We start from the raw sequence: 1,420 nt of genomic DNA on the forward strand, positions 1-1,420 counted from the left end.
CATCATACTTTCCAACTTACCACTTACTTCAACCAACTGAGCAAGCCCTTTTGCAACACCTTCACTTCCCTTATCTACTTCATTTGAAGAGAGCTTGATAGGCTCAACGGCCATATTGATACTTTGTATTAATGAGTCAATTTCAGCTCCTAATGAAGTGATCTTAGAATTTACATTATCTTGAGCGGTGGTCTTTAAATCTTTGATTGGTTTTACCCCGATTTGTCGGACACCTAGTTAAGAGTAGATAATCTACTTTAACGAGGTGTTTAGATGTCCCATTCCAGAAGAAAATATTCCGAAGAGTACAAACGTGAAGCGGTTGCTCTTGCTCTCCAACCGGAAGCCAGCATTGCAGAAGTGGCTCGTGGTTTAGGCATCAACTCAGGTAACCTTCATCGTTGGATAAAAGAGTTTGAGGCGCCTGATAAAAAGGCATTCACGGGTCATGGTAATCCCCGTGATGAAGAAGTCGCAAAATTGAAGCGTGAGCTTGCCCAAGTTAAGAAGGAACGAGATTTTTTAAGAGAAGCGGCAGCGTACTTCGCCAAACAACCCAAGTGAAGTACCACATGATTGAACGCTGCCGCGATGCATTTCCTATACGAATGATGTGCCGTTTGCTGAAGGTATCTGCCAGCGGCTATTACGACTGGCGTACTCGCAAGCCTAGCCAGAGGCATCAGGATAATGCACGTTTAAGCCGCAGGATAAATCAGCTCCATCAGGCCAGTGATGGTGTGTTCGGTAGCCCTCGTATATGGGAAGAGCTCCAGTATGAAGGTGAGCGATGCAGCCTCAATCGCGTTGCTAGGCTGATGAAGGCCAGTAACCTGATTGGAATACCGTCGATAAAGCGATGGCGTAAGAAGAAGTCAGGGAAACGCCCTGACTACGTACTCAACCATTTAGAAAGAGACTTCACAGCAGATCTGCCTAATGTGAAATGGGTCACTGATATAACCTATATCCCGACAAGGGAAGGATGGCTGTATCTGGCTGTTGTGATTGATCTGTACCACGGAGTTGTTGTGGGTTGGTCTATGAGTCAAACGATGGAGAAACAGCTAGTTATCCAAGCAGTGTTAATGGCTTTATGGCAGAAAGATCATGGCAATCCCGTTGTGCTGCACTCAGATCGTGGTTCTCAGTTCACCAGCTATGAATACCAACGCTTCTTGTCTGACCATAATGTAATCTCAAGCATGAGTGCAGTTGGGAGTTGCTACGACAATGCAGCAGCAGAAAGCTTCTTTGGCCTGCTAAAACGAGAGCGAGTTAACAGAAGAAATTACCGTACTCGGTCTGAAGCCAGGTCAGATGTGTTTGATTATATCGAACGATTTTATAACCATAGGAAAAAGCGTAAGCTGACCCAGAATTCTCTTAACTGACTGTCCGAGTTATCGGGGTAAAACCA

At 45.1% G+C, this 1,420-nt stretch carries 1 protein-coding gene; it reads left to right on the forward strand.

Annotation, left to right across the window (positions count from 1 at the left end; translation table 11 throughout):
- The first annotated feature begins 273 nt into the window (after positions 1-273).
- Positions 274-1,394 (forward strand): IS3 family transposase gene (locus GY843_RS01030; protein ID WP_297305862.1). Its coding sequence is split into 2 segments (ribosomal slippage): positions 274-526 and positions 526-1,394, totalling 1,122 coding nucleotides; the frame shifts between segments, so codons are not numbered across the junction.
- Positions 1,395-1,420: the final 26 nt, after the last annotated feature.

Origin of the sequence: Neptuniibacter sp., from assembly GCF_024231755.1 — a bacterium.
Lineage (GTDB): Bacteria > Pseudomonadota > Gammaproteobacteria > Pseudomonadales > Balneatricaceae > Neptuniibacter.